This is a genomic window from Vibrio sp. 10N.222.52.C3 (assembly GCF_041474195.1).
GTDB classification, from domain to species: domain Bacteria; phylum Pseudomonadota; class Gammaproteobacteria; order Enterobacterales; family Vibrionaceae; genus Vibrio; species Vibrio crassostreae_C.
In genome coordinates this window covers 1-280 of sequence record NZ_JBFRTQ010000261.1, presented here as the reverse complement: position 1 = coordinate 280, position 280 = coordinate 1, and the positions used below count along the sequence as shown (strand labels likewise).

Below are 280 nucleotides of genomic sequence, written 5' to 3'. Positions count from 1 at the left end.
GAAGAGTAACAATTATTAGAAAAAGTAAATTTTAGAAAACCACTATCGTATAATTTAAATGGAGTTAATTATGAGTAACAGTGTTTTTAAACGAATCATTCTACCAGGCTTGGTATTACAGTCTGTATTAATTGGAGGTGGATACGCAACCGGTCGAGAACTTATTGAGTTCTTCTTTTCCTCTGGACCACTTGGTGGGTTACTAGGAATGTTAGTTGCGACCGCAGCTATTAGCTTAATCTGTATGTTTAGCTTTGAACTGGCTTTGTTGCGTAATTAA

Annotated in this window: 1 protein-coding gene; it reads left to right on the top strand. The window is 35.4% G+C overall.

The genetic code is table 11. The features are described 5' to 3' along the window. Positions 1 to 70 precede the first annotated feature (70 nt). On the top strand, positions 71 to 280 hold the full coding sequence (locus AB4517_RS22795; RefSeq protein WP_372150141.1) for a hypothetical protein: 210 nt from the start codon (positions 71 to 73) through the stop codon (positions 278 to 280).